Source organism: Paracoccus sp. (in: a-proteobacteria), assembly GCF_046462195.1.
In the GTDB taxonomy this organism is placed as follows: domain Bacteria; phylum Pseudomonadota; class Alphaproteobacteria; order Rhodobacterales; family Rhodobacteraceae; genus Paracoccus.
The window spans coordinates 20504-39518 of record NZ_JBKGUN010000132.1; the positions used below are offsets into that span (position 1 = coordinate 20504).

The 19015-nt window shown below is 65.3% G+C and carries 18 protein-coding genes; 6 read left to right on the top strand and 12 right to left on the bottom strand.

Annotation, left to right across the window (positions count from 1 at the left end; translation table 11 throughout):
- Positions 1–9: 9 nt before the first annotated feature.
- From ACLHHB_RS08450 to hflX, 3 genes are all read left to right on the top strand, one after another.
- The gene (locus tag ACLHHB_RS08450) at positions 10–1644 is read left to right on the top strand and encodes a potassium transporter TrkG (protein WP_410217832.1); all 1635 of its coding nucleotides are present in this window, start codon (positions 10–12) and stop codon (positions 1642–1644) included.
- Between the two features lie 121 nt (positions 1645–1765).
- Positions 1766–1999 (top strand): RNA chaperone Hfq, encoded by a 234-nt coding sequence (gene hfq, locus ACLHHB_RS08455; protein ID WP_020949330.1) that lies wholly within the window; start codon positions 1766–1768, stop codon positions 1997–1999.
- Positions 2000–3343 (top strand): GTPase HflX, encoded by a 1344-nt coding sequence (gene hflX, locus ACLHHB_RS08460; RefSeq protein ID WP_410217833.1) that lies wholly within the window; start codon positions 2000–2002, stop codon positions 3341–3343. It begins immediately after the preceding gene.
- 122 nt (positions 3344–3465) lie between these two features.
- Here hflX and ACLHHB_RS08465 read toward each other — a convergent pair whose 3' ends face one another.
- From ACLHHB_RS08465 to ACLHHB_RS08515, 11 genes are all read right to left on the bottom strand, one after another.
- Entirely contained in the window at positions 3466–4374 is a 909-nt protein-coding gene (locus ACLHHB_RS08465; protein ID WP_410217834.1) for a carbohydrate kinase family protein, read from the bottom strand.
- Positions 4375–4392: 18 nt separating this feature from the next.
- The gene (locus ACLHHB_RS08470) at positions 4393–5562 is read right to left on the bottom strand and encodes a zinc ribbon domain-containing protein (RefSeq protein ID WP_410217835.1); all 1170 of its coding nucleotides are present in this window, start codon (positions 5560–5562) and stop codon (positions 4393–4395) included.
- Between the two features lies 1 nt (position 5563).
- On the bottom strand, positions 5564–6676 hold the full coding sequence (locus ACLHHB_RS08475) for an SPFH domain-containing protein (protein WP_410217836.1): 1113 nt from the start codon (positions 6674–6676) through the stop codon (positions 5564–5566).
- 46 nt (positions 6677–6722) lie between these two features.
- Complete coding sequence (locus ACLHHB_RS08480; RefSeq protein WP_410217837.1) at positions 6723–7772, bottom strand: DUF2927 domain-containing protein; 1050 nt, start codon at positions 7770–7772, stop codon at positions 6723–6725.
- A complete protein-coding gene (locus ACLHHB_RS08485) occupies positions 7772–8956 on the bottom strand; it encodes a toxic anion resistance protein (RefSeq protein ID WP_410217838.1) in 1185 nt (394 codons plus the stop codon). The genes ACLHHB_RS08480 and ACLHHB_RS08485 overlap by 1 nt, the downstream gene beginning before the upstream one ends.
- A gap of 168 nt (positions 8957–9124) precedes the next feature.
- A complete protein-coding gene (locus ACLHHB_RS08490; protein ID WP_410217839.1) occupies positions 9125–11308 on the bottom strand; it encodes a 3-hydroxyacyl-CoA dehydrogenase NAD-binding domain-containing protein in 2184 nt (727 codons plus the stop codon).
- Between the two features lie 11 nt (positions 11309–11319).
- Positions 11320–12531: an acetyl-CoA C-acetyltransferase gene (locus ACLHHB_RS08495; RefSeq protein ID WP_410217840.1), complete on the bottom strand. Its 1212-nt coding sequence runs from the start codon at positions 12529–12531 to the stop codon at positions 11320–11322.
- A complete protein-coding gene (locus tag ACLHHB_RS08500; RefSeq protein ID WP_410217841.1) occupies positions 12528–13169 on the bottom strand; it encodes a glutathione S-transferase family protein in 642 nt (213 codons plus the stop codon). The genes ACLHHB_RS08495 and ACLHHB_RS08500 overlap by 4 nt, the downstream gene beginning before the upstream one ends.
- Positions 13170–13396: 227 nt before the next feature.
- Positions 13397–15175, bottom strand: coding sequence for an acyl-CoA dehydrogenase C-terminal domain-containing protein (locus ACLHHB_RS08505; RefSeq protein WP_410217842.1), 1779 nt, complete (start codon positions 15173–15175; stop codon positions 13397–13399).
- A 4-nt stretch (positions 15176–15179) separates the two neighbouring features.
- On the bottom strand, positions 15180–15578 hold the full coding sequence (locus ACLHHB_RS08510) for a MerR family transcriptional regulator (RefSeq protein WP_410217843.1): 399 nt from the start codon (positions 15576–15578) through the stop codon (positions 15180–15182).
- Positions 15579–15684: 106 nt separating this feature from the next.
- Positions 15685–16077, bottom strand: a complete 393-nt coding sequence (locus ACLHHB_RS08515; protein ID WP_410217844.1) for a MerR family transcriptional regulator — start codon at positions 16075–16077, stop codon at positions 15685–15687.
- A 138-nt stretch (positions 16078–16215) separates the two neighbouring features.
- On the opposite strand from ACLHHB_RS08515, the gene ACLHHB_RS08520 reads away from it, so the two are divergent.
- From ACLHHB_RS08520 to ACLHHB_RS08530, 3 genes are read left to right on the top strand one after another with little or no spacing between them, the layout of a single operon-like run.
- The gene (locus ACLHHB_RS08520; RefSeq protein ID WP_410217845.1) at positions 16216–16650 is read left to right on the top strand and encodes a PaaI family thioesterase; all 435 of its coding nucleotides are present in this window, start codon (positions 16216–16218) and stop codon (positions 16648–16650) included.
- Positions 16651–16653: 3 nt separating this feature from the next.
- The gene (locus ACLHHB_RS08525; RefSeq protein ID WP_410217846.1) at positions 16654–17154 is read left to right on the top strand and encodes a PaaI family thioesterase; all 501 of its coding nucleotides are present in this window, start codon (positions 16654–16656) and stop codon (positions 17152–17154) included.
- Positions 17151–18467, top strand: coding sequence for an MATE family efflux transporter (locus ACLHHB_RS08530; protein WP_410217847.1), 1317 nt, complete (start codon positions 17151–17153; stop codon positions 18465–18467). Before ACLHHB_RS08525 ends, ACLHHB_RS08530 begins: the two co-directional genes overlap by 4 nt.
- A gap of 79 nt (positions 18468–18546) precedes the next feature.
- Here ACLHHB_RS08530 and ACLHHB_RS08535 read toward each other — a convergent pair whose 3' ends face one another.
- Positions 18547–18861, bottom strand: coding sequence for a DUF1476 domain-containing protein (locus ACLHHB_RS08535; RefSeq protein WP_410217848.1), 315 nt, complete (start codon positions 18859–18861; stop codon positions 18547–18549).
- Between the last annotated feature and the right edge of the window lie 154 nt (positions 18862–19015).

Here is a 19015-nt window from a genome sequence, read left to right on the forward strand (position 1 = left end):
GAGCGCGCCATGACCCGCATCCTGCAGCGGCTGCCGCTTCTGATCCTGCTCAGCGGGCTGGTGGCGCTGATGATGCTGATCCCGGCCGCCTTTGCCTCGACCACGGGGCATGCGGCGATCGCGCGCAACTTCTTCTATGCGGCCCTGCTGATCCTGATCTTTTGCGGGCTGATCGGACTGGCCACCTCAGCCAATCCGCGGCCCCAACGCTCGCGCGAAACGCTGCTGACGATGCTGGGGGTTTACGGGCTTTTGCCCTTGCTGCTGGCGCTGCCCTTTGCCGAAAGCCAGCCCGATACCGGCTATTTCAACGCCTGGTGGGAGATGGTGTCGTCCCTGACCACGACCGGGGCCTCGCTTTATTCGGCGGACCTGCTGCCGCAGCCGCTGCACCTGTGGCGGTCGATGGTGGGCTGGATGGGCGGATTCTTCATCCTGGTTGCGGCCATCGCGATCCTGGCGCCCCTGCGCGTCGGCGGCTTCGAGATCATGTCCAGTCCTTATGGGCGGCAGGAATACATGCAGCACCTGCCGCGGTCCGCCGATCCGCGCCGGCCCTTGTCGCACCTGTCCGACCCGGGCTACGAGATGCGCCAGTCCGAAGCGATGGGCCGGCTGCTGCGCGCGACGCTGTCGGTGGGGCCTTTTTACCTGGGGCTGACGCTGGCGCTGTGGGTCGGGCTTCTGCTGCTGGGGGATCCGTCCTTTCTGGCACTGTGCCGCGCGATGGGAACACTGTCCACGTCAGGAATATCGCCGGTCATCGGCCCGACCGGAGAGATTTCGGGCGTGGCGGGCGAGATGCTGGTCTTTCTGTTCCTGATCCCGGCCCTGTCACGCCGCTTCTGGCCGGGCGGCTCCGCGCTGCATGCGACGGAGGCGCTGCGAGAGGACCCCGAGCTGCAGATGGCGCTGCTGATGGTGATCGTCGTTTCGGCCGTGCTGTTCCTGCGTCATTTCCTGGGCGCCATCGAAGGGGACGCGATGGGTCCCGAGGCACCCCGCACGATCATGCGCGACATTGGCGGCGGATTGTCTGCCCTGTGGGGGGTCGTCTTCAACACGCTCAGCTATCTGACGACAACAGGCTGGAACTCGGTCGACTGGCAGGGCGCACGGACCTGGTCGGGGTTGACGGCCCCGGGCCTGATTCTGGCGGGGCTGGCGCTGATGGGCGGCGGGATCGCCACCACGGCCGGCGGCGTCAAGCTGTTGCGCGTCTATGCCCTGGCCCGGCATGGAGAGCGCGAGATGGAGCGGATCGTTCACCCGAACTCGGTCGCGGGGGGCGGGCGCATCGCGCGCAGGCTTCGGCGCGAAGGGGCCTATCTGGCGTTCATCTTCTTCATGCTGTTCGCCCTGTCCATCGCCGCCGTCGTGGCTCTCGTCTCGATCCATGCGATCGAATTCGAAACCGCGACGATCCTGTCCGTCGCCGCGCTGACCAATACCGGGCCTCTGGCAGGCGCCATTCCCCTGACGCCCGCCTTCGAGGGAACGGCCGGTATCGCATCGGCCCCGTGGGAGGGCTGGTCGGGCCTTCCGATCTTCACCAAGGGCGTTCTGGCCTCGGCGATGATCCTGGGACGGATCGAGACCTTGGCCATCCTGGCCCTGTTTTCCCCGGAATTCTGGCGGCGCTGAGGCCGGGGTGTGGCCGAAATGGTATGCATTGACTTTCGCGAAACCCGGTGCGCTTGCATGGGTTGTTGCAACGCCCTAGATGTTACATTCGACAGGGACAGTGAAAAACGGACGAAAACAAATGGCTGGCGACAAGCAGAACCTGCAGGACGCATTCCTGAACCACGTCCGCAAGGCCAAGGTGCCTGTCACAATCTTCCTGATCAATGGCGTCAAGTTGCAGGGCGTCATCACCTGGTTTGACAATTTCTGCGTTCTGCTGCGCCGCGACGGCCAGTCCCAGCTGGTCTACAAGCACGCCATCAGCACCATCATGCCCGGCCAGCCGATCAGCCTGTACGAAGGTGAGGACTGATTGGCAGAGTTGACGGAAACCCAGGCCAGGCCGACCCGCGCCTATGTGATCCATCCGGACCTGGGCCGTGCCCGCACCCAGAGGCGCGAGCCTGAACATGCCTTGGCCGAGGCCGTGGCCCTGGCTCTGGCCCTGCCGGGCATCGAGATGGTCGGATCCGAGGTCACCAATATACGCGAACCCAATCCGGGCAAGCTGTTCGGCAAGGGCAAGCTGGCCGAGATCAAGCAGCGCCTGGACGAGGCCGAGGTCGAACTGGTCCTGATCGACGGCCCTGTGACGCCGGTGCAGCAGCGCAACCTGGAAAAGGAATGGGGCGTCAAGCTGCTGGACCGGACCGGGCTGATCCTCGAGATATTCGCCGATCGTGCGCGCACCCGTGAAGGCGTGTTGCAGGTCGAACTGGCCGCGTTGTCCTATCAGCGCACGCGGCTTGTGCGGGCTTGGACCCACCTCGAACGGCAGCGGGGCGGGCTTGGCTTTGTCGGCGGCCCTGGCGAGACTCAGATCGAGGCCGACCGCCGTGCCATCGACGAACAGATGACCCGCCTGCGCCGCCAGTTGGAACGGGTGGTCAAGACCCGCACGCTGCACCGGGCCGCCCGCGCCAAGGTGCCTTACCCGATCGTCGCGCTGGTGGGTTACACCAACGCCGGCAAGTCGACCCTGTTCAACCGCATGACCGGGGCCGAAGTTTTCGCCAAGGACATGCTGTTCGCCACGCTGGACCCGACAATGCGCGCGATCCGCCTGCCCGATGCGCAGGGGAGCAATTCCGGCCGTAAGATCATCCTGTCGGACACGGTAGGCTTTATCAGCGACCTGCCGACCGAACTGGTCGCCGCCTTCCGCGCCACGCTGGAAGAGGTGCTGGAGGCCGACCTGATCCTGCATGTCCGCGACATCAGCCATCCCGAGACCGAGGAACAGGCCGCCGACGTGGCCGAGATCCTGGACAGCCTGGGCGTCGACGAGGACGTGGCCGCCATCGAGGTGTGGAACAAGATCGACGCACTGGGTCCCGACACCCGTGCCGCTTTGCGCCGCACCGATGCTCGTACCGAAGGCGTTCAGGCCGTCAGTGCGTTGTCGGGCGAAGGGCTGGACGACCTGATTGCTGCCATTGACCATCTTCTGGGCGAGGTTCTGGACGAGCCGCGTGTCGAAGACCGGGTTGTTCTGGAATTCGGCGATGGCCGCCGCCGCGCTTGGTTGCACGAGGCGGGCGTGGTCGAGCGCGAGGAAGCGACCGAGGACGGGTTGCACCTGCATCTGCGCTGGACCGAGCGGCAGAAGGCCGGTTTCGAGGCGCTGACGCGCGAGGAAGAACCCGACGACGAGTGACGGTACGGTTCAAGCGCCCGATGCCCGCGCGCTTGATACGCAGCATCGCTGCCTAGGCCGGTCAACGGTGGCAAAGGCTGGCCGCCTCTGCCGAACTTTTTTGAATTGATGTGCTGACGCGCTTAGGACATCTCATGTGCCCAAGGGGGATTGGCGCCAGGCCTGGAAACGGTGATCGCCGCTGCCTGCGCGCCAAGTGCCAAGGCGGCACGGATCTGCTCCGGCGTGATCGTGGCGAGGCCCTCCTTGCTCAGCAGGCCTTGGCGATCGAGGCTGGCCAGAACTCCTGCATTGAACGTGTCCCCTGCACCGATCGTGTCGGCGACAGTGGTTCGGACGGCAGGGGCGCTGACGGTTTCACCGGCCCAGATGGCCTTGGCGCCGGCCTCTCCTCCAGTCTGCAGAACCAGTTTTGGGCCGCTTGCCAGAACCTGGCGCGCAGCCTCTTCCGGGGATAGGCCCGGATAAAGCCATTCGAGATCGTCCGAGGAAAGCTTGACGATATCGGCCATGGGCAGCAGGCGGTCCAGACGCGCACGATAGGCATCCGGTTCCGTGATGAAGAACGGGCGGATGTTCGGGTCGATCATGACGGGAAGACGGTCATGATGGTCCGCGACGAGCCCCTCGATGGTGGCGCCGCAAGGATCGGGAACCAGGCTGATGCCGCCGGCGAACAGGGCCGTGACACTGTCCGGCAAGGGGGCGATGTCGTCGCGGACCAACATGCGTCCGGCCGAGCCTTCGTCATAAAAGGAATAGCGTGCCTCTCCGTTGGTCAGCGTCACCAGCGCCAGCGTGGTCAGCCGGTCGGTGCGCGGGCAAAGGTCGGTATTCACGCCAGCCTCGGCCAAGGGTGCAAGGATCCGGGCGCCGAACGGATCCCGGCTGATCGGCCACAGATAGGCCGTGTCCTGGCCCAGGCGGCCCAGGGCGATGGCGGTGTTGTAAACGGCGCCTCCGGCCAGCGGCGTGAAAGAGCCGTCCTGCGGCACCATGTCGATCAGCGATTCGCCCGCACACAGGATCATGGTCGTTCCCTTTGGTCCTTAATATGATCCGTTCAGATACAGGAAAACCGATAGCGCAACCAGCGCCACCAGTATGGCCCCGGTGATTTTCCAGATCGACCAAGGACGTTCGCCCATGACGCGGCCGGACTGGCCATTGACGACGAACCGATAGCTTTTGCCGTTATAGCGATAAGCGGCTGTCCAGATCGGCAGCAGGATGTGCTTGAAGGTTTCCGCAGAAAAATCGCTGTCCAGTTGATCGATCCGCTGCTGGTCGCCACCGATGGCACGCCGCACGTCGCTGGCAATCACTTGGGCCATCTGGGCGCGGGCTGTCCTGTGGCCGTCGGCAAGGGGCACCGTGTAACCTTCGGCCTCGAAGCCGGACAGGAAGGCCGGATCATAGCGCGACAGCTGCGACAGGTCCCAAGGCGTCAGCGCATCCGTGAAACGCGGCGGAAGCGCAGTCGAGGCCAAAACCAGCACATCATTGAAATCGCGCGCCACCCGGCCCGAGGCAGGTCGCCAGCGGATGCGCGGCACCTGCTGGGCCACGCGCTGGTTGCGTCCGTTGACCTGCTGCGTGACCCAGACCGTTTCGTAATAAATATCGCCGCGCTGGCCGTGATAGCGACTTTCGCTGTGGGCATCGAAGGTCCAGAAGGGGGAATAGATCCCGGTCAGACGCCGGTCCTTGCGGGCATAGGCCGTCAACCCTGACGGCGCGAACCACAGCCCGCCCAGCCAGGACTTCATCGCATCGCGCGCCTGCGCCTCGGTCAGCACAAAGGGCAAGACACCCTGTGGCTTGAGGCGCCGCGTTTCGCCCGTGTCGGTGACGACCGGCGTAGCGCAAAATGGGCAGGCGCTGGCGTGATGCGTGTCGTCCAGATCGACCCGCGCCCCGCAATTGGGGCAGGACAGCGTGCGGACGGTCTGAACAAGGTCATCGGCGCCCGCATCCAGATGCAGGCCCTGCTGCAGCGGGATCTCTGCCAGGTCGGTGGACTTGTGGGCCGCATCCCATTGCAGTGCCGGATCGCCGGCCGTGCCGTCCTGATGGCGGCCGGGGGCGCGTGCCTCTCCGGGACCGATTGCCTGGTGATGGCCGCAATAATCGCAGACCAGCATCCGCTGATCGGGCTGAAAGCGCAGACTGGCCCCGCAGCGCGCGCAGGGAAAACGATGTTCCGCAGGACCGGGCATGTCAACCGGGCAGCGGAGGCGGCATCATGGTGAACAGCTGCGCCAGTTCCGGGACATCCTCGGCCCGCAGCCATCCGTCCTGGCCCGGACTCCAGACCAGCGTATCACGGTCAAAACGCCCCTCGGTCGCCAGCCGGCCCAGATGGGCGCGCCCGTAGGGTCCCTGTGCCGCCCCCTCCAGGGCCACATGCCAGACGGTCTCCACGGCACGGCCGGGCAGGGGCGGAGGTGTCGTGACCTGAGGCGCCGCGGCCTGCGGCACGGGCCCCCAGGGGCCGGATCGTGCCGCCCCCATCGCCGCCCCCATGGCCGCGCCAAAGCCCGCCCCCGCCGCGCCGGGATTGTCGGCCGCCTTCAGCAGTGCCTCCGAGGCAGCATATTGCCCGAAGCGATCCAAGTCGCCGATGATTCCCATGCTGGTGCGCTTGTCCAGCATGGCCTCGACCTCGGCAGGCAGGCTGATGTTCTCGATGTAGAACTCGGGCAGGGTGAGGCCATAGGTTTCGACGACCGGGGCGATGGCCTTGGCCACCAGACCGCCCAACTGGTCGGTGTTGGCCGCCATATCCAGAACCGGTACGTTGGAGGCCGCGATGGCGCGCGAGAACTCCTGCACAATAACGTTGCGGATCTGAAAGGTGATTTCGTCACGAGTGAAATCGCCGTCGGTGCCGACGATTTCCGACATGAAGCGCGCCGGGTCGGTCACGCGCATCGAATAGGTTCCGAATGCGCGCAGGCGGACGGGTCCGAATTCGGGATCGCGCGCGATGATCGGGTTGCGGGTACCCCATTTCAGGTCGTTGAAGCGCGTCTTGTTGACGAAATAGACTTCGGACTTGAAGGGGCTGCGAAAGCCATGATCCCAGTGCTGCAGGCGCGTCATCACCGGCAGGTTGTTGGTCTCCAGCAGATAGAGGCCGGGGCCGAAAACATCGGCCAGTTGCCCTTCATGGACGAAGACCGCGGCCTGACCCTCACGGACGGTCAGCTTGGCACCATACTTGATCGCGCGTCCGACCGTATCGAAGCGCCAGACCATTGTGTCGCGGCTGTCTGCGGTCCATTCGATGACCTCGATGAATTCGCCGCCCAGAATGTCGAAGATGGACATGGGATTTTCCTTGGTTCGGGCCTGCCGGAACAGGCCCGGATGTGGTTCAGGCAGCCTGGCCCAACAGTTCGGCCGCGATCTGGCGAACGATGGGGGCGGCTTCGGCTTCGGTCATGCCGGGGCGCAGGCGCCGGTCATAAAGGATCTGCAGCAGCAATTCGTCATGGCGGGTCAGCAGGGCGAATTCCTCGTCGTCGTTAAAAACCGAGGGACGCACCTCGAGACTGTCATTGGCCAGCCCCATGCCCTGTGCCAGCTCTTCATGGATGCAGGAGCTGCGCAGCAGGCGCGGCAGTTCGGCCCTGATCACCGCCACGGCATGGATATAATCGCCACGATTGCCCTGCGAATAGGCAAAAACAGAGCAGCTGATCGTCGCCGGCAAATCCGTCAGGATCGCCACGTCGCGCTGGGGAATGCCGGGAACCAGTTCCGCAAGGCGGGGTCCGATGGCGCGGCGTTCATCCTCGGTCACGACAAGGATGGTAAAATTGCCCCGCTCGGCCGTCATGGTGACCGGATGACGGGTCGCCGAGGCCAGGCGGCCGGCAAAATCAGCCACTTCGGACCGCCAGGCGGGGCGGGAAGCCGTGTCGATCGAGGCGCCGAATTCCAGCTGCATCCTTACGGGCTGTTCCCAGCGCCGCAGGGGGGCAGGGCGCGACCGAGCCTCCAGCCCCGCCGAACTGTGGCTGTACTCATCGCGCAGCGCGACGGTCAGAAAGTTGCGCGTGAGCATCTCGACGTCGATGGGCGCGTCCTGGGGCACACGGTCACGACGCAGGCGCCCTTGTGCCAACAGGCGCCGTTCGGCTGCCGCATAAAAGTCGCGCTGTGATCGGCTGGCGGCGCTGGCGTCCTGCGTGGCGGCCTGCGCGGCCGCATTGGACTCCCGGTTGCGTTCGGCCCGGGCACGGCGCAGTTCCGCCTGATCCATCGGCTCTTCCTGCACCTCGGGGCGGGAGGCAGGGCGCTCGACCGAAGCGGAAGGTTCGACCAAACTTTGCTGGCAGCCGGCCAAGGCCAGCAGGGCCGTCAGGCCCGCACCAAGGGTGCCGATCCGCAAGGGCGCAAGCCGCGGCAGTGTCATCTGCATCAGCGCCTCCCGCTCCGGTCGGTGATGGCACCCGGTTGACGCGACGAGGCCGAGGCCAGGGCATCGCGCAGTTCGGCCTCCATCCGCGTCAACTCGCCTTCGGCAGCGGCGCGGCGGGTGCGGCCTTCGTCGGCAATGCGCAGGCTGTCCTCGATGGTGGCGATCAGCTGGGCATTGGCAGTGCGCACGGCCTCGATGTCAAAGACGCCCCGTTCCGTTTCAGCCCGGATCGTCGCGTTGGCTTGGCGCAGGTTGTCAGCGTTGCGAGTCAGCAATTCGTTGGTCAGATCGCTGGCCTCGCGCACGGCGCGCGCGGCTTCGGCGCTGCGCTGGATGGTGACGGCCTGCGCCAGCTGGGTTTCCCACAAGGGCACCGTGTTTACCAAAGTCGAGTTGATCTTGGTCACCAGCGACTTGTCGTTTTCCTGCACCAGACGGATCGAGGGTAGCGACTGCATCGTCACCTGCCGCGTCAGCCTGAGGTCGTGGACGCGACGCTCCAGGTCGTCGCGCAGGGCGCGCAGGTCGCGCAGTTCCTGCGCCTCCATCACCTGGTCGGGCTGGGGCTTGGCGGTGACCTCGGCCTCCTTGGCGGGGATGTCTTCCATGTCCAGCTCGCGCAGCTTTTCCTCGCCCGCGGCGATATACAGCGCCAGTTCGTCATAAAAGGCCAGCGTGCGGTCATACAGGATGTCCAGCGACTTGACGTCCTTCAGCAGCTTCTGCTCATGCGCCTCCAGTTCGGCCGTGATGCGGTCGATCTGGGTTTGGACCTGTTCATAGTTGGCCACGAACTTGGCAAAGGGAGCCGAGCGGCCTAGCAGGCGCTCCCACCAGCTGCGGTTGCGCCGCATATCCAATTCGGTTGTGGAAAAGCCGCGGATGGTCGTGACCACCTCGCGCAGCGTGTCGCCGGCCGGCCCCACCTCCTTGGTCTTGACGTCCGCCAGCATGCGCTGGCTGATCTGCTGGAGATCGGCCTGCGCCCGGGTCCCGAAGCGCAGAATGGATCCGGAGTCCCTCAGGTTGATCTCGGCCATCCGGCGGCGGATCTCGGTCTGGGTGGCGGGATCAGCTTGGCTCAGACCCGATGGTGCGGGTGCCGGTTCGGGCAGGGCGGCCGCGGTCAGTGCGTCGATCTCGGCTTGGGTGGCCTCGGCGCGGCGGCGGGTGTCGTCGGTCATGAATGTCCCCTTGTCGGCCATCCGCGGGGCGGTGCTGGCGTTGCGCGACAGCATATGGCGAAATCTCGTCCTTTCAACGACAGGAGGGACGGAAAGTTTCGCGCAATGGCCGCATGGTGACAGGAGGAGGCAGACGGGCCGTACAGGCGCGGCCCGCCGACACAAGGTTCAGGCTGCAGCGCTGCGGTCGCCGAAGCGGCCATAGAAGCTGTCGCCCCGTTCGGCCATCTCGCGCAGCAATTTGGGCGCGGCGAAACGCTCGCCATGGGCGGCGGTCAGGCGCTCGCAGATCTCGACCGCGCGAGGGGCGCCCAGCATGTCCAGCCAGCCGAAGGGCCCGCCTGACCAAGGCGCAAAACCCCAGCCCAGAATTGCGCCCACGTCTCCCTCGCGGATGTCCTCCAGAACACCATCCTCCAGCGCGCGCACCGCTTCGAGGCTTTGCGCGAACATCAGGCGGTGCTGGATGTCATGCAGTTCCGGCTGGTCCTCGCCACGCGGATAGCGTAATGCCAGCCCTTCCCAGAGGCCCTGCCGCTTGCCGTCCTCATAGGCATAAAAGCCTGCATTCCCCTTGCGGCCCATCCGGCCCTGGTCGGCCATCCAGAACAACACGTCATCGACGGCGCCGTCAGGATAGGCTTCGCCCATGGCCGCACGGGTGGCCTTGGCGATCTTGACGCCAAGGTCGATTGAGGTTTCGTCCACCAGCTGCAGCGGACCAAGGGGCATGCCCATCAGCTTGGCCGCGTTTTCGATCAGCGTGGGGTTCACCCCTTCGCCCACCATGCGGATCCCTTCGTTGATGTAAGGGATGATGCAGCGGTTGGCGTAAAAGAAGCGGGCGTCGTTCACCACAATGGGCGTCTTGCGGATCTGGCGCACGAAATCCAGCGCCTTGGCAACGGCGCGGGGCCCGGTCGCCTCGCCCTTGATGATCTCGACCAGCATCATCTTGTCCACGGGACTGAAGAAGTGGATGCCGATGAACTGGTCGGGCCGCGCGCTGGCGCGGGCCAGGTCGCTGATCGGCAGGGTCGAGGTATTGGTGGCAAAGATCGCATCGGACGGGATCACCGCCTCGACCCGCCGGGTCACGTCCGCCTTGACGGCGGGATCCTCGAACACGGCCTCGACGATCAGGTCGCAGCCTTCCAGCGCGGCATAATCGGTGGTGGCGGTGATCCGGGCAAGCACCTGCGCCTTCTTGTCGGCGGTCGCCTTCTTGCGGCTGATGGCCTTGTCCAGCAGCCCTTCGGAATAGGACCTGCCCTTGTCGGCACTGTCCTGGGACGCGTCGATCAGCACGACCTCGATCCCGGCCATGGCGCTGACATGGGCGATGCCCGCGCCCATCATGCCCGCGCCGAGGATGCCGACCTTCTTCACGGACTGGTCGGGCGCTTCGGGACGATTCGCACCTTTTTCCAGTGCTTCCTTGTTGATGAACAGGCTGCGAATCATCGCGGTCGAGGACGGGTTCATCAGCACATTCGTAAACCAGCGCGCCTCGATCTTCAGCGCCGTGTCAAAGGGCACCATGGATCCTTCATAAACCGCCGACAGCATCGCCTTGGCGGCGGGATAAACGCCCATCGTCCTGCCATGCACCATGGCGCTGGCGCCGACAAAGGTCATGAAGCCCGCCGGATGAAAGGGCTCGCCCCCGGGCATCTTGTAACCCTTGGCGTCCCAGGGCTTGACCAGATCGGCATCGCCCGCCTGCAGCACCCAGGCGCGGGCGGCCGCCAGCGGGTCCTCGACAACCTCGTCGATGATGCCGGCGGCCTTGGCCTTCTTGGGCTCGTTCAGCTTGCCTTCCAGCAGGAAAGGGGCCGCGGCCATGGCGCCCAGCTTGCGCGTCAGGCGGGTCGTGCCGCCCGCGCCGGGAAAGATGCCCACCATGATCTCGGGCAGGCCGATCTTGGCGCTGGGGTTGTCGGCGGCAAAGATGCGATGCGTGGCCAGAGGCAGTTCCAGCCCGATGCCAAGTGCCGTGCCGGGCAGGGCCGAGGCGACGGGCTTGCCGCCTTTCTTCGTCTTCGGGTCCATGCCCGCCAGCTCGATCTTGCGCAAAAGGTGGTGCAGGGTCATCACCCCGTCAAAGACGCCCTGCGCGCCGCCCTGGTCCTTCATTCCCGCAATGACCTTCAGGTCCATCCCGGCGGCAAAGTCCTTCTTGCCGCTGGTGATGACGATACCCTTCACGGCCGCGTCGGCCAGCGCCTGATCGATCAGGTCGTTCAGCTGCAGGGCGCCGTCCATCGACAGCACGTTCATGGACTTGCCCGGCACGTCCCAGGTGATGATCGCGACGCCGTCGGCGTCTTTCTCCATGGTGAAATCGGTCATGTCGTTTGCCCTCACACGCGCTCGATGATGGTGGCCGCGCCCATGCCGGACGCGATGCACAGCGTGGCGAGGCCCACGGTCTTGTCCTGCCGCTCAAGCTCGTCCAGCAAGGTGCCGATGATGATTGCGCCCGTGGCGCCAAGCGGATGACCCATGGCAATGGCCCCGCCGTTCACATTGACCTTGCCCGGATCGACTTGGAACGCCTGCATGAAACGCAGAACGACGCTGGCAAAGGCTTCGTTCACCTCGATCAGGTCGATGTCGCTGATCGACATGCCGCTGTCGGCCAGAATCCTTTCCGTCACTGGAACAGGGCCGGTAAGCATGATCGTGGGGTCGGTCCCGATCTTGGCGGTGGCGCGGATGCGGGCGCGGGGCTTGAGGCCGAAGGCGCGGCCGAACTCCTCGTTCCCGATCAGGACGGCAGCGGCGCCATCCACGATGCCGCTGCTGTTGCCGGCATGGTGGATGTGGTCGATATGGGTCAGGTGCGGGTATTTGAGCATCGCCACCTTGTCAAAGCCCGGCATCACCTCGCCCATGTCCTTGAAGGCGGGCTTCAGCTTGGCCAGATCCTCGGTCGTGGTGCCGGGGCGCATGTATTCGTCGCGATCCAGGATCGTCAGGCCGTTCTGGTCCAAAACTGGCACGACGGACTTGCCGAAACGCCCTTCTTCCCAAGCGGCGGCGGCGCGGCGCTGGCTTTCGACGGCCAGTTTGTCGGCCTCTTCACGGGAAAATCCGTATTCCGTCGCAATGATGTCGGCACTGATGCCCTGCGGCACGAAATAGGACCGCATCGCCAGTCCGGGATCCACGGCGATGGCGGCACCATCGCTGCCCATGGCGACGCGGCCCATCATCTCGACCCCGCCAGCGATATAGGCCTGGCCCGCGCCGGCCTTGACTTGGTTGGCGGCCAGGTTCACCGCCTCCATCCCACTGGCGCAGAAGCGGTTGATCGACAGGCCGGGGATGCGCTGGTCCAGATCCGAGGCCAGCACGGCCGAGCGTGCAAGGCAGCCGCCCTGCTCCTTGACCTGGGTGACGTTGCCCCAGATCACGTCCTCCACGGCGTGACCTTCCAGATGGTTGCGTTCCTTGACGGCATTCAGAAGGCGGGCCGACAGTGCCAGCGAGGTGACTTCGTGCAGGCTGCCGTCGGTACGGCCCTTGCCGCGCGGCGTGCGGGCGGCGTCATAAATGAAGGCGTCGGTCATGTGTCCTCCTTGGGTGCCCGATCGGACGGGTTGCCGGGCATCAGGTCATAAGGGTGTTTCCAGCCGGGCAGGGCGGCGATGCCATCCAGCCAGCGATCGATATGGGGCCAATGGGCGCGGTCGAAGCCGAAGGGCTCGGGATAGAAGAGATAGCCGCAAAGCGCGAAATCGGCGACGGTCGGGCCGCCGGGGGCGACCCAGTCGCGTTCCGCCAGATGATCGTCCAGAACCTGATAGGCTGTCCTGAGCCGCCCTTGCAGGTATTCGGCCGCGCCAGCAGGACGCTTGTCCGCGGGCAGGAAATTCAGAAGAAAGCGCGCAGGACCAGCCTGGCCCGACATCTTGTGATTGTCGAACATCAGCCAGCGCAGCGTTTCGTTCCGGTCGCTGCCCAGAAAGCTCCCGGTCCGTTCGGCCACATGCAGCTGGATGACCGCGGACTGGGTCAGCGTCAGGTCGCCCTCACGAAAGACCGGCACTTCGCCCATGGGATTCAGCGCGCGGAAGGCCGGGCTGCGCCCTTCGCCGTTGAAGAAGTCGACAAAGACCGGCTGCCAGTCATAGCCGGCCAGCTGCATCGTCAGCGCCGGCTTGTATGCATTGCCGGATTCACCAAAACACCAGAGTTGCGCAGTCATCTTTCCTCCGAAACACCGGGGCTTTGCGCACCCGGACCCTGCGAGATGTTTTCATGAAGAAGGGACGGGTGGTCCCTTCTTCAAGATCTGAGCCCCGGCATCAGGCATTGCGGGGCGAAACGCCTGTCACCGTTGAAGGAGAAGGCCGTGGCCCACACCTGACGCCGGAGCACGGACAGGCGATTCCCCAACCCTTGGCCCGATATTCGGACAGGCGCGACAGCGACTCAGAACGCCGCCGCCTCCAGTTCCATCACCGTGGTGCCGCCGCTCTGGATGCGTGCCAGATGCGTCGCCGTCATCGGCAACTGACGCTTCATGTAGTAACGGCCCGTGATCAGCTTGGTCTTGTGGAAACCTTCGTCCGCGGTTCCCGCATCCAGTGCCGCCTGGGCCGCGACGGCCATGCGGGCCCACATGTAGCCCAGGGCCACATGACCGAAGAGATGCATGAAGTCATAAGAGCCCGACAGCGCGTCGGACGGGTTCTTCATGCCTCGCTCCATGAAGAACATGGCCGCGTTTTGCAGATCCTTGGAAGCGGCCTTCAACGGGGCGACAAAGTCGGCCTGCAGCGCCTCGCTTTCGGCATATTCCTTGCAGAACGCCTTGATGATCTCGAAGAAGGCCATCACATGCCTGCCGCCGTCCTGCGCCAGCTTGCGCCCCACGAGGTCCAGCGCCTGGACGCCATTGGCGCCTTCATAGATCATGGTGATCCGGGCATCGCGGACGAACTGGCTCATGCCCCATTCCTCGACATAGCCATGCCCACCCAAGACCTGCTGGGCCAGCACGGTAGTGTCGAAACCCCTGTCGGTCAGGAAGCCCTTGATGACCGGGGTCATCAGCGACACCAGCCCTTCGGCATCGGCATCATCGGCCAGGTGGCCACGGTCGATCAGATGGGCACCCCACAGGGTCAGCGCGCGAGCACCCTCCAGGAAGGACTTCTGGTCCATCAGGCTGCGGCGGATGTCCGGATGCACGATCAGCGGGTCGGCCGCACCGGCCGCATTCTGCGCACCGCTCACGGCACGGCCCTGCAGGCGGTCCTTGGCATAGGCCAAGGCGTTCTGATAGGCGGGCACCGCGCAGGCGTAACCCTGCAGGCCCACGCCGATCCGGGCCTCGTTCATCATCGTGAACATGGCGCGCATGCCCTTGTGCAGGTCGCCCAGCAGCCAGCCCCTTGCACTGTCATAGTTCATGACGCAGGTCGCATTGCCGTGGATGCCCATCTTGTGCTCCAGCGCACCGACGGTCACGCCATTGCGGTCGCCCAGCGCGCCATCCTCGTTCACCAGGAACTTCGGCACGATGAAAAGGCTGATGCCCTTGGTGCCCTCGCCCCCGCCGGGCGCCTTGGCCAGCACCAGGTGGATGACGTTTTCCGCCAGGTCGTGATCACCGGCCGAGATGAAGATCTTCTGTCCCGTGATCAGATAGCTGCCGTCGTCCTGCGGCTCGGCCTTGGTGCGCAGCAGGCCCAGGTCCGTACCGCAATGCGGCTCGGTCAGGTTCATCGTGCCGGTCCAGTCGCAGCTGACCATCTTGGGCAGATAAGTGCGCTTCTGCGCCTCGGTGCCATGGACATGGATGGCGGAGTAGGCGCCGTGCGTCAGCCCCTGGTACATGTTCAGCGCCATGTTGGCGCTGACGAACAACTCTCCCGTCGCGACGCCCATGATATAGGGCATGCCCTGACCGCCATATTCCGGGTCGCAGTCAAGTGCCGTCCAGCCGCCTTCCCGCAGGGCGGCAAAGGCCTGGCCAAAGCCTTCGGGCGTCCGCACGATCCCATTTTCCAACCGGCAGCCTTCACGGTCGCCCACGATGTTCAGGGGCGCCAGGACATCGGCCGCCAGCTTGCCGGCCGCGTCCAGCACGGCTTCGGTGAATTCGGGTTCCAGATCATCATGACCGGGCAAGCCGCTGCGCGACACCTCCAGGACGTCGTGCAGAAGGAATTGCAGGTCGCGGATCGGCGGAGTGTAGATCGGCATGGCGTTATCCTGTGGGATGTTCGTGAGTGGCGGCGGTCAGCCGGTCTTCCGCGTCGAGGATCTGGGTGCGCAACTGAGCGATCGCCTCGCTGAGTTCCGCATATTGCTGTTCCATATCCGCAAGCCGCGCCCGCCCGATCTCGATCGTCGCAGCGATCTGGGCCCGGTTCGTGCCACCGGGCTCATAGAGTTCCAGCAGCTGGCGGATCTGCTCCAGGCTGAAACCGAAACGCTTGCCGCGCAGGATCAGCGTCAGCCTGGCCCGGTCGCGCCGGTCATACAGGCGATGCTGGCCCCGGCGCTGCGGAAAGATCAGTTCCCGCGCCTCGTAGAATCGCAGCGTGCGCGGTGTCACATCATACGCATCGCACATCTGGCGGATGGTCATCAGCGTGTCGGACATGGTGTGCGGCTCCTCCTCGACCGGCGTTCCGTCCTTGCCTTGTACATAGCCCCAGGTTGACGCGAACGTAAGCAAGACGCCGCGTCACGGCGGGTCTGCCGCCGCGTCAGGGATCGCCTTCCGGCGCCATGCGCGCCAGTTCGGCAACCGTGGTCTGGCGCAGTTGATCCAGATCGACGCGTGCCGTGCGCAGATCCGCGATCTGGCCATCCAGAACCGCCAGCTGCCGTTCCGCCATGTCGATCCAGACCTGGTACTGTTCGCGCGACCCCTTCTTGTCATAGATCTGCAGCCACTGCCGGATTTCCTCCAGGGAAAATCCGAAGCGCCGGCCGCGCAGGATCAGTGTCATCCGCGCAACCTCGCGCGGGCCGTAAAAGCGGGCGCGCCCTTCGCGGCGCGGCTGAAGCAGTTCTATGTATTCGTAATAGCGCAAGGTCCGGGGCGTCACGTCGAACCGGGTGCACATCTCCTTGAAGCTGATCTGGTCGTCCGGCATCCGCGCCTCCGAGAGTTCCCTTAGCGTCAACCTAAGCGCAGCGGTCTTCATTCTCAACTAAAGACTCATGCTCTGGTTCGAAGGGGTTGAGCCTGCGGGCGCCCGGGCGCTATTCCTCGATGAACCAAGGAGGGTCGGATGACCGAACAGGATCAGGCTGAGGATCACGCCCGCATCGCGCAGGCCTTTATCGAGACGATCCCGCATGCGCGCGCCCTGGCCATGCGCGTCGACGAGATCGGCGAAGGGCGGGCGGTCATCAGCATGCCCTGGGCCGAACATCTGGTCGGCGATCCGCGCACCGGCGTGATTCATGGCGGTGTTGTTTCGGCGCTGATGGATACCTGCTGCGGAGCGGCGGTGATGGCCCATCCGACCGGGCCGCAATCGACCGCGACGATCGACCTGCGCATCGACTACATGCGCGCGGCCACGCCCGGCCAGCGGATCACGGCGCGGGCCGAATGCTATCACATGACCCGCAGCGTGGCCTTTTTGCGCGCGTTCGCGCTGGACGAGGACGGAGAAAATCCCGTTGCCGCGGCCACCGGCGCCTTTACCGTGGAAAGGTAAGCCATGGCCGACCGTAACGAGCCCCTGCACCAGATCAAGTCGCGCCGCGACAGCGCGTTGAGCGCCATGGTGTCCGGCGTACCCTACATGACCTGGCTCGGCATCCGCTTCGACCGTCGCGGAGACGAGCTGACGGCCATCCTGCCTTATGACGACAAGCTGATCGGAGATCCGAGGCTGCCGGCCATCCACGGCGGCGTGACGGCCGCCTTTCTGGAAACCACCGCGATCATCGAACTGGGGTGGGCCGCCATGTGGGAGGATCTGGAATCAGGCCGCATCGCCCCCGACGCGGCCGTGCCCGACAGCCTGCCCCGCCTGCCCAAGACCATCGACTTTACCGTGGATTATCTGCGATCCGGGCTGCCGCGCGATGCCTATGCGCGGGCCCGGGTGGTGCGGTCGGGGCGGCGTTATGCATCCGTCCATGTCGAGGCATGGCAGGACAACCGTTCGCGCCTGATGGCGCAGGCCACGGGGCACTTCCTGATGCCGCAGCCATGAGCGACCTGACCCACCGGCGCGTCCTGAACATCGCTGTTCCCATTGTCCTGTCCAACCTGACCGTGCCGCTGCTGGGCCTGGTTGACACGGGGGTGGTGGGACAGCTGGGTCTGCCCGAGGCCATCGGCGCCGTGGGGATCGGGGCGATCATCCTGACCTCGATCTATTGGATCTTTGGATTCCTGCGCATGGGCACGTCCGGCCTGGTGGCGCAGGCCCATGGTGCGGGCGATCAGGCCGAGGTGGGGGGGCATCTGCTGCGTGCGCTGGCCATCGCGGCGGCGGCCGGGCTGGTCTTCATCGCCTTGCAGATCCCGATCACGTGGGCCGCCTTCCGGCTGGCCCCGGCGTCGGACGCGGTCGAGGCCTTGGCTCGTGATTACCTAGCGATCCGCATCTGGGGGGCACCGGCCACCATCGGTCTTTATGCAATCACCGGCTGGCTGATCGCGGTCGAGCGGACCCGCGCCGTGCTGGGTTTGCAGCTGCTGCAGAACGGGCTGAACGTCGCACTGGACCTTTGGTTCGTGCTGAGCCTTGGGTTGGGCGTGGCGGGCGTTGCCTGGGCCACGCTGGTTGCCGAATTGTCGGGTCTGGCACTGGGGTTGTGGTTGGCGCGGCATGTGCTGGCGCGTGCGGTCGGGGTCGCGCGGGATACGGCCAGCCTGTTTGCGCGGGACAAGCTGAACCGGCTGGCGCGCGTGAATGGCGACATCATGATCCGTTCCGTCCTGCTGCAGGGCTGCATGACCAGCTTCCTGTTTCTGGGCGCGGGGCAGGGCGATGTGCCTTTGGCCGCCAATCAGGTGCTGTTGCAGTTCCTGGCGCTGACCGCCTATGCGCTGGACGGCTTTGCCTTTGCGGCCGAAAGCCTGGTTGGTCAGGCCGTGGGGGCCGGGCGTCCCGATCGTGTTCGGCGCGCCAGCCATCTGACCTCGGTCTGGGGGCTGGGCGGGGCCGTGCTGCTGGGCCTGCTCTTCGTTGTAGCGGGCGGGCCGATCATCGACCTTCTGACCACCTCGCCCGCGGTGCGGGCCGAGGCGCGGCTTTATCTGCCTTGGCTGGGCCTTGCGCCGCTGATCGGCGTGGCGGCATGGATGCTGGACGGAATCTTCATCGGCGCCACCCTGACCCGAGAAATGCGTGTGGCGATGATCCAGTCGGTGGCAGTCTTCGTGGTGGCCGTGCTGGTCCTGCCGCCGGTCTTCGGCAACCATGGCCTCTGGGCTGCGCTGATGGCCCTGAACACGGCGCGGGCCCTGACGATGTTCCGCCTGTATCCACGAGCCGAAGGCGCCGCGCAGCCGGCCTGAGATGCTGCGCCGGGTGAACATGCGCGCATGAAAAAGGGGCGTTGCCGCCCCTTCCCGTGTCGCCCTCCGGTGTCGGGCTTCAGCTTTCGTCGGCCACCTGGCGGCGCGCCTCGTCCATCAGCTGGGCCATCTTGGCACGGATGGTGGCGGCGTCGGCCTTGCCGGACAGGTCGGCCTCGACCTTGCGGAACACGTCCTCTTCACCCGGTTCCTCGAAGTCCGAAGTCACGACGCTCATGGCATAAGCACGGGCGTCGTCGCCTGTCTTTCCCAGAACGGCCGCCGCCCATTCGCCCAGCAGGCGGTTGCGCCGCGCCTCGGCCTTGAAACGCAGGTCGGCGTCATGGGCGAATTTGGCCTCGTAGGCGCGTTCACGGTCGTCGAACGTGGACATGGGTCACTCCTGGCTGTCTTGTGTTTCAGATATGCCTGTCGGTCCGGCTTGTCGCAAGCCTCGTATTGCCCCCGACGGCCTTTCCGAGGTAAGCGGCATCTTCAGGGACATGCGAAAGGACGGTGGGCCCATGGCACCGCGGCGCAAGAAGGTT

What these genes read in the sequence shown, in the direction of transcription:
- hfq (WP_020949330.1), top strand. Translation starts at nt 1,766, where the DNA reads ATGGCTGGCGACAAGCAGAACCTGCAGGACGCATTCCTGAACCACGTC.
- ACLHHB_RS08490 (WP_410217839.1), bottom strand. Translation starts at nt 11,308, where the DNA reads ATGACCGATTTCACCATGGAGAAAGACGCCGACGGCGTCGCGATCATC.
- ACLHHB_RS08450 (WP_410217832.1), top strand. Translation starts at nt 10, where the DNA reads ATGACCCGCATCCTGCAGCGGCTGCCGCTTCTGATCCTGCTCAGCGGG.
- ACLHHB_RS08470 (WP_410217835.1), bottom strand. Translation starts at nt 5,562, where the DNA reads ATGCCCGGTCCTGCGGAACATCGTTTTCCCTGCGCGCGCTGCGGGGCC.
- ACLHHB_RS08510 (WP_410217843.1), bottom strand. Translation starts at nt 15,578, where the DNA reads ATGTCCGACACGCTGATGACCATCCGCCAGATGTGCGATGCGTATGAT.
- ACLHHB_RS08535 (WP_410217848.1), bottom strand. Translation starts at nt 18,861, where the DNA reads ATGTCCACGTTCGACGACCGTGAACGCGCCTACGAGGCCAAATTCGCC.
- ACLHHB_RS08500 (WP_410217841.1), bottom strand. Translation starts at nt 13,169, where the DNA reads ATGACTGCGCAACTCTGGTGTTTTGGTGAATCCGGCAATGCATACAAG.
- ACLHHB_RS08485 (WP_410217838.1), bottom strand. Translation starts at nt 8,956, where the DNA reads ATGACCGACGACACCCGCCGCCGCGCCGAGGCCACCCAAGCCGAGATC.
- ACLHHB_RS08520 (WP_410217845.1), top strand. Translation starts at nt 16,216, where the DNA reads ATGACCGAACAGGATCAGGCTGAGGATCACGCCCGCATCGCGCAGGCC.
- ACLHHB_RS08530 (WP_410217847.1), top strand. Translation starts at nt 17,151, where the DNA reads ATGAGCGACCTGACCCACCGGCGCGTCCTGAACATCGCTGTTCCCATT.
- ACLHHB_RS08495 (WP_410217840.1), bottom strand. Translation starts at nt 12,531, where the DNA reads ATGACCGACGCCTTCATTTATGACGCCGCCCGCACGCCGCGCGGCAAG.
- ACLHHB_RS08525 (WP_410217846.1), top strand. Translation starts at nt 16,654, where the DNA reads ATGGCCGACCGTAACGAGCCCCTGCACCAGATCAAGTCGCGCCGCGAC.
- ACLHHB_RS08480 (WP_410217837.1), bottom strand. Translation starts at nt 7,772, where the DNA reads ATGCAGATGACACTGCCGCGGCTTGCGCCCTTGCGGATCGGCACCCTT.
- ACLHHB_RS08475 (WP_410217836.1), bottom strand. Translation starts at nt 6,676, where the DNA reads ATGTCCATCTTCGACATTCTGGGCGGCGAATTCATCGAGGTCATCGAA.
- ACLHHB_RS08505 (WP_410217842.1), bottom strand. Translation starts at nt 15,175, where the DNA reads ATGCCGATCTACACTCCGCCGATCCGCGACCTGCAATTCCTTCTGCAC.
- ACLHHB_RS08465 (WP_410217834.1), bottom strand. Translation starts at nt 4,374, where the DNA reads ATGATCCTGTGTGCGGGCGAATCGCTGATCGACATGGTGCCGCAGGAC.
- ACLHHB_RS08515 (WP_410217844.1), bottom strand. Translation starts at nt 16,077, where the DNA reads ATGCCGGACGACCAGATCAGCTTCAAGGAGATGTGCACCCGGTTCGAC.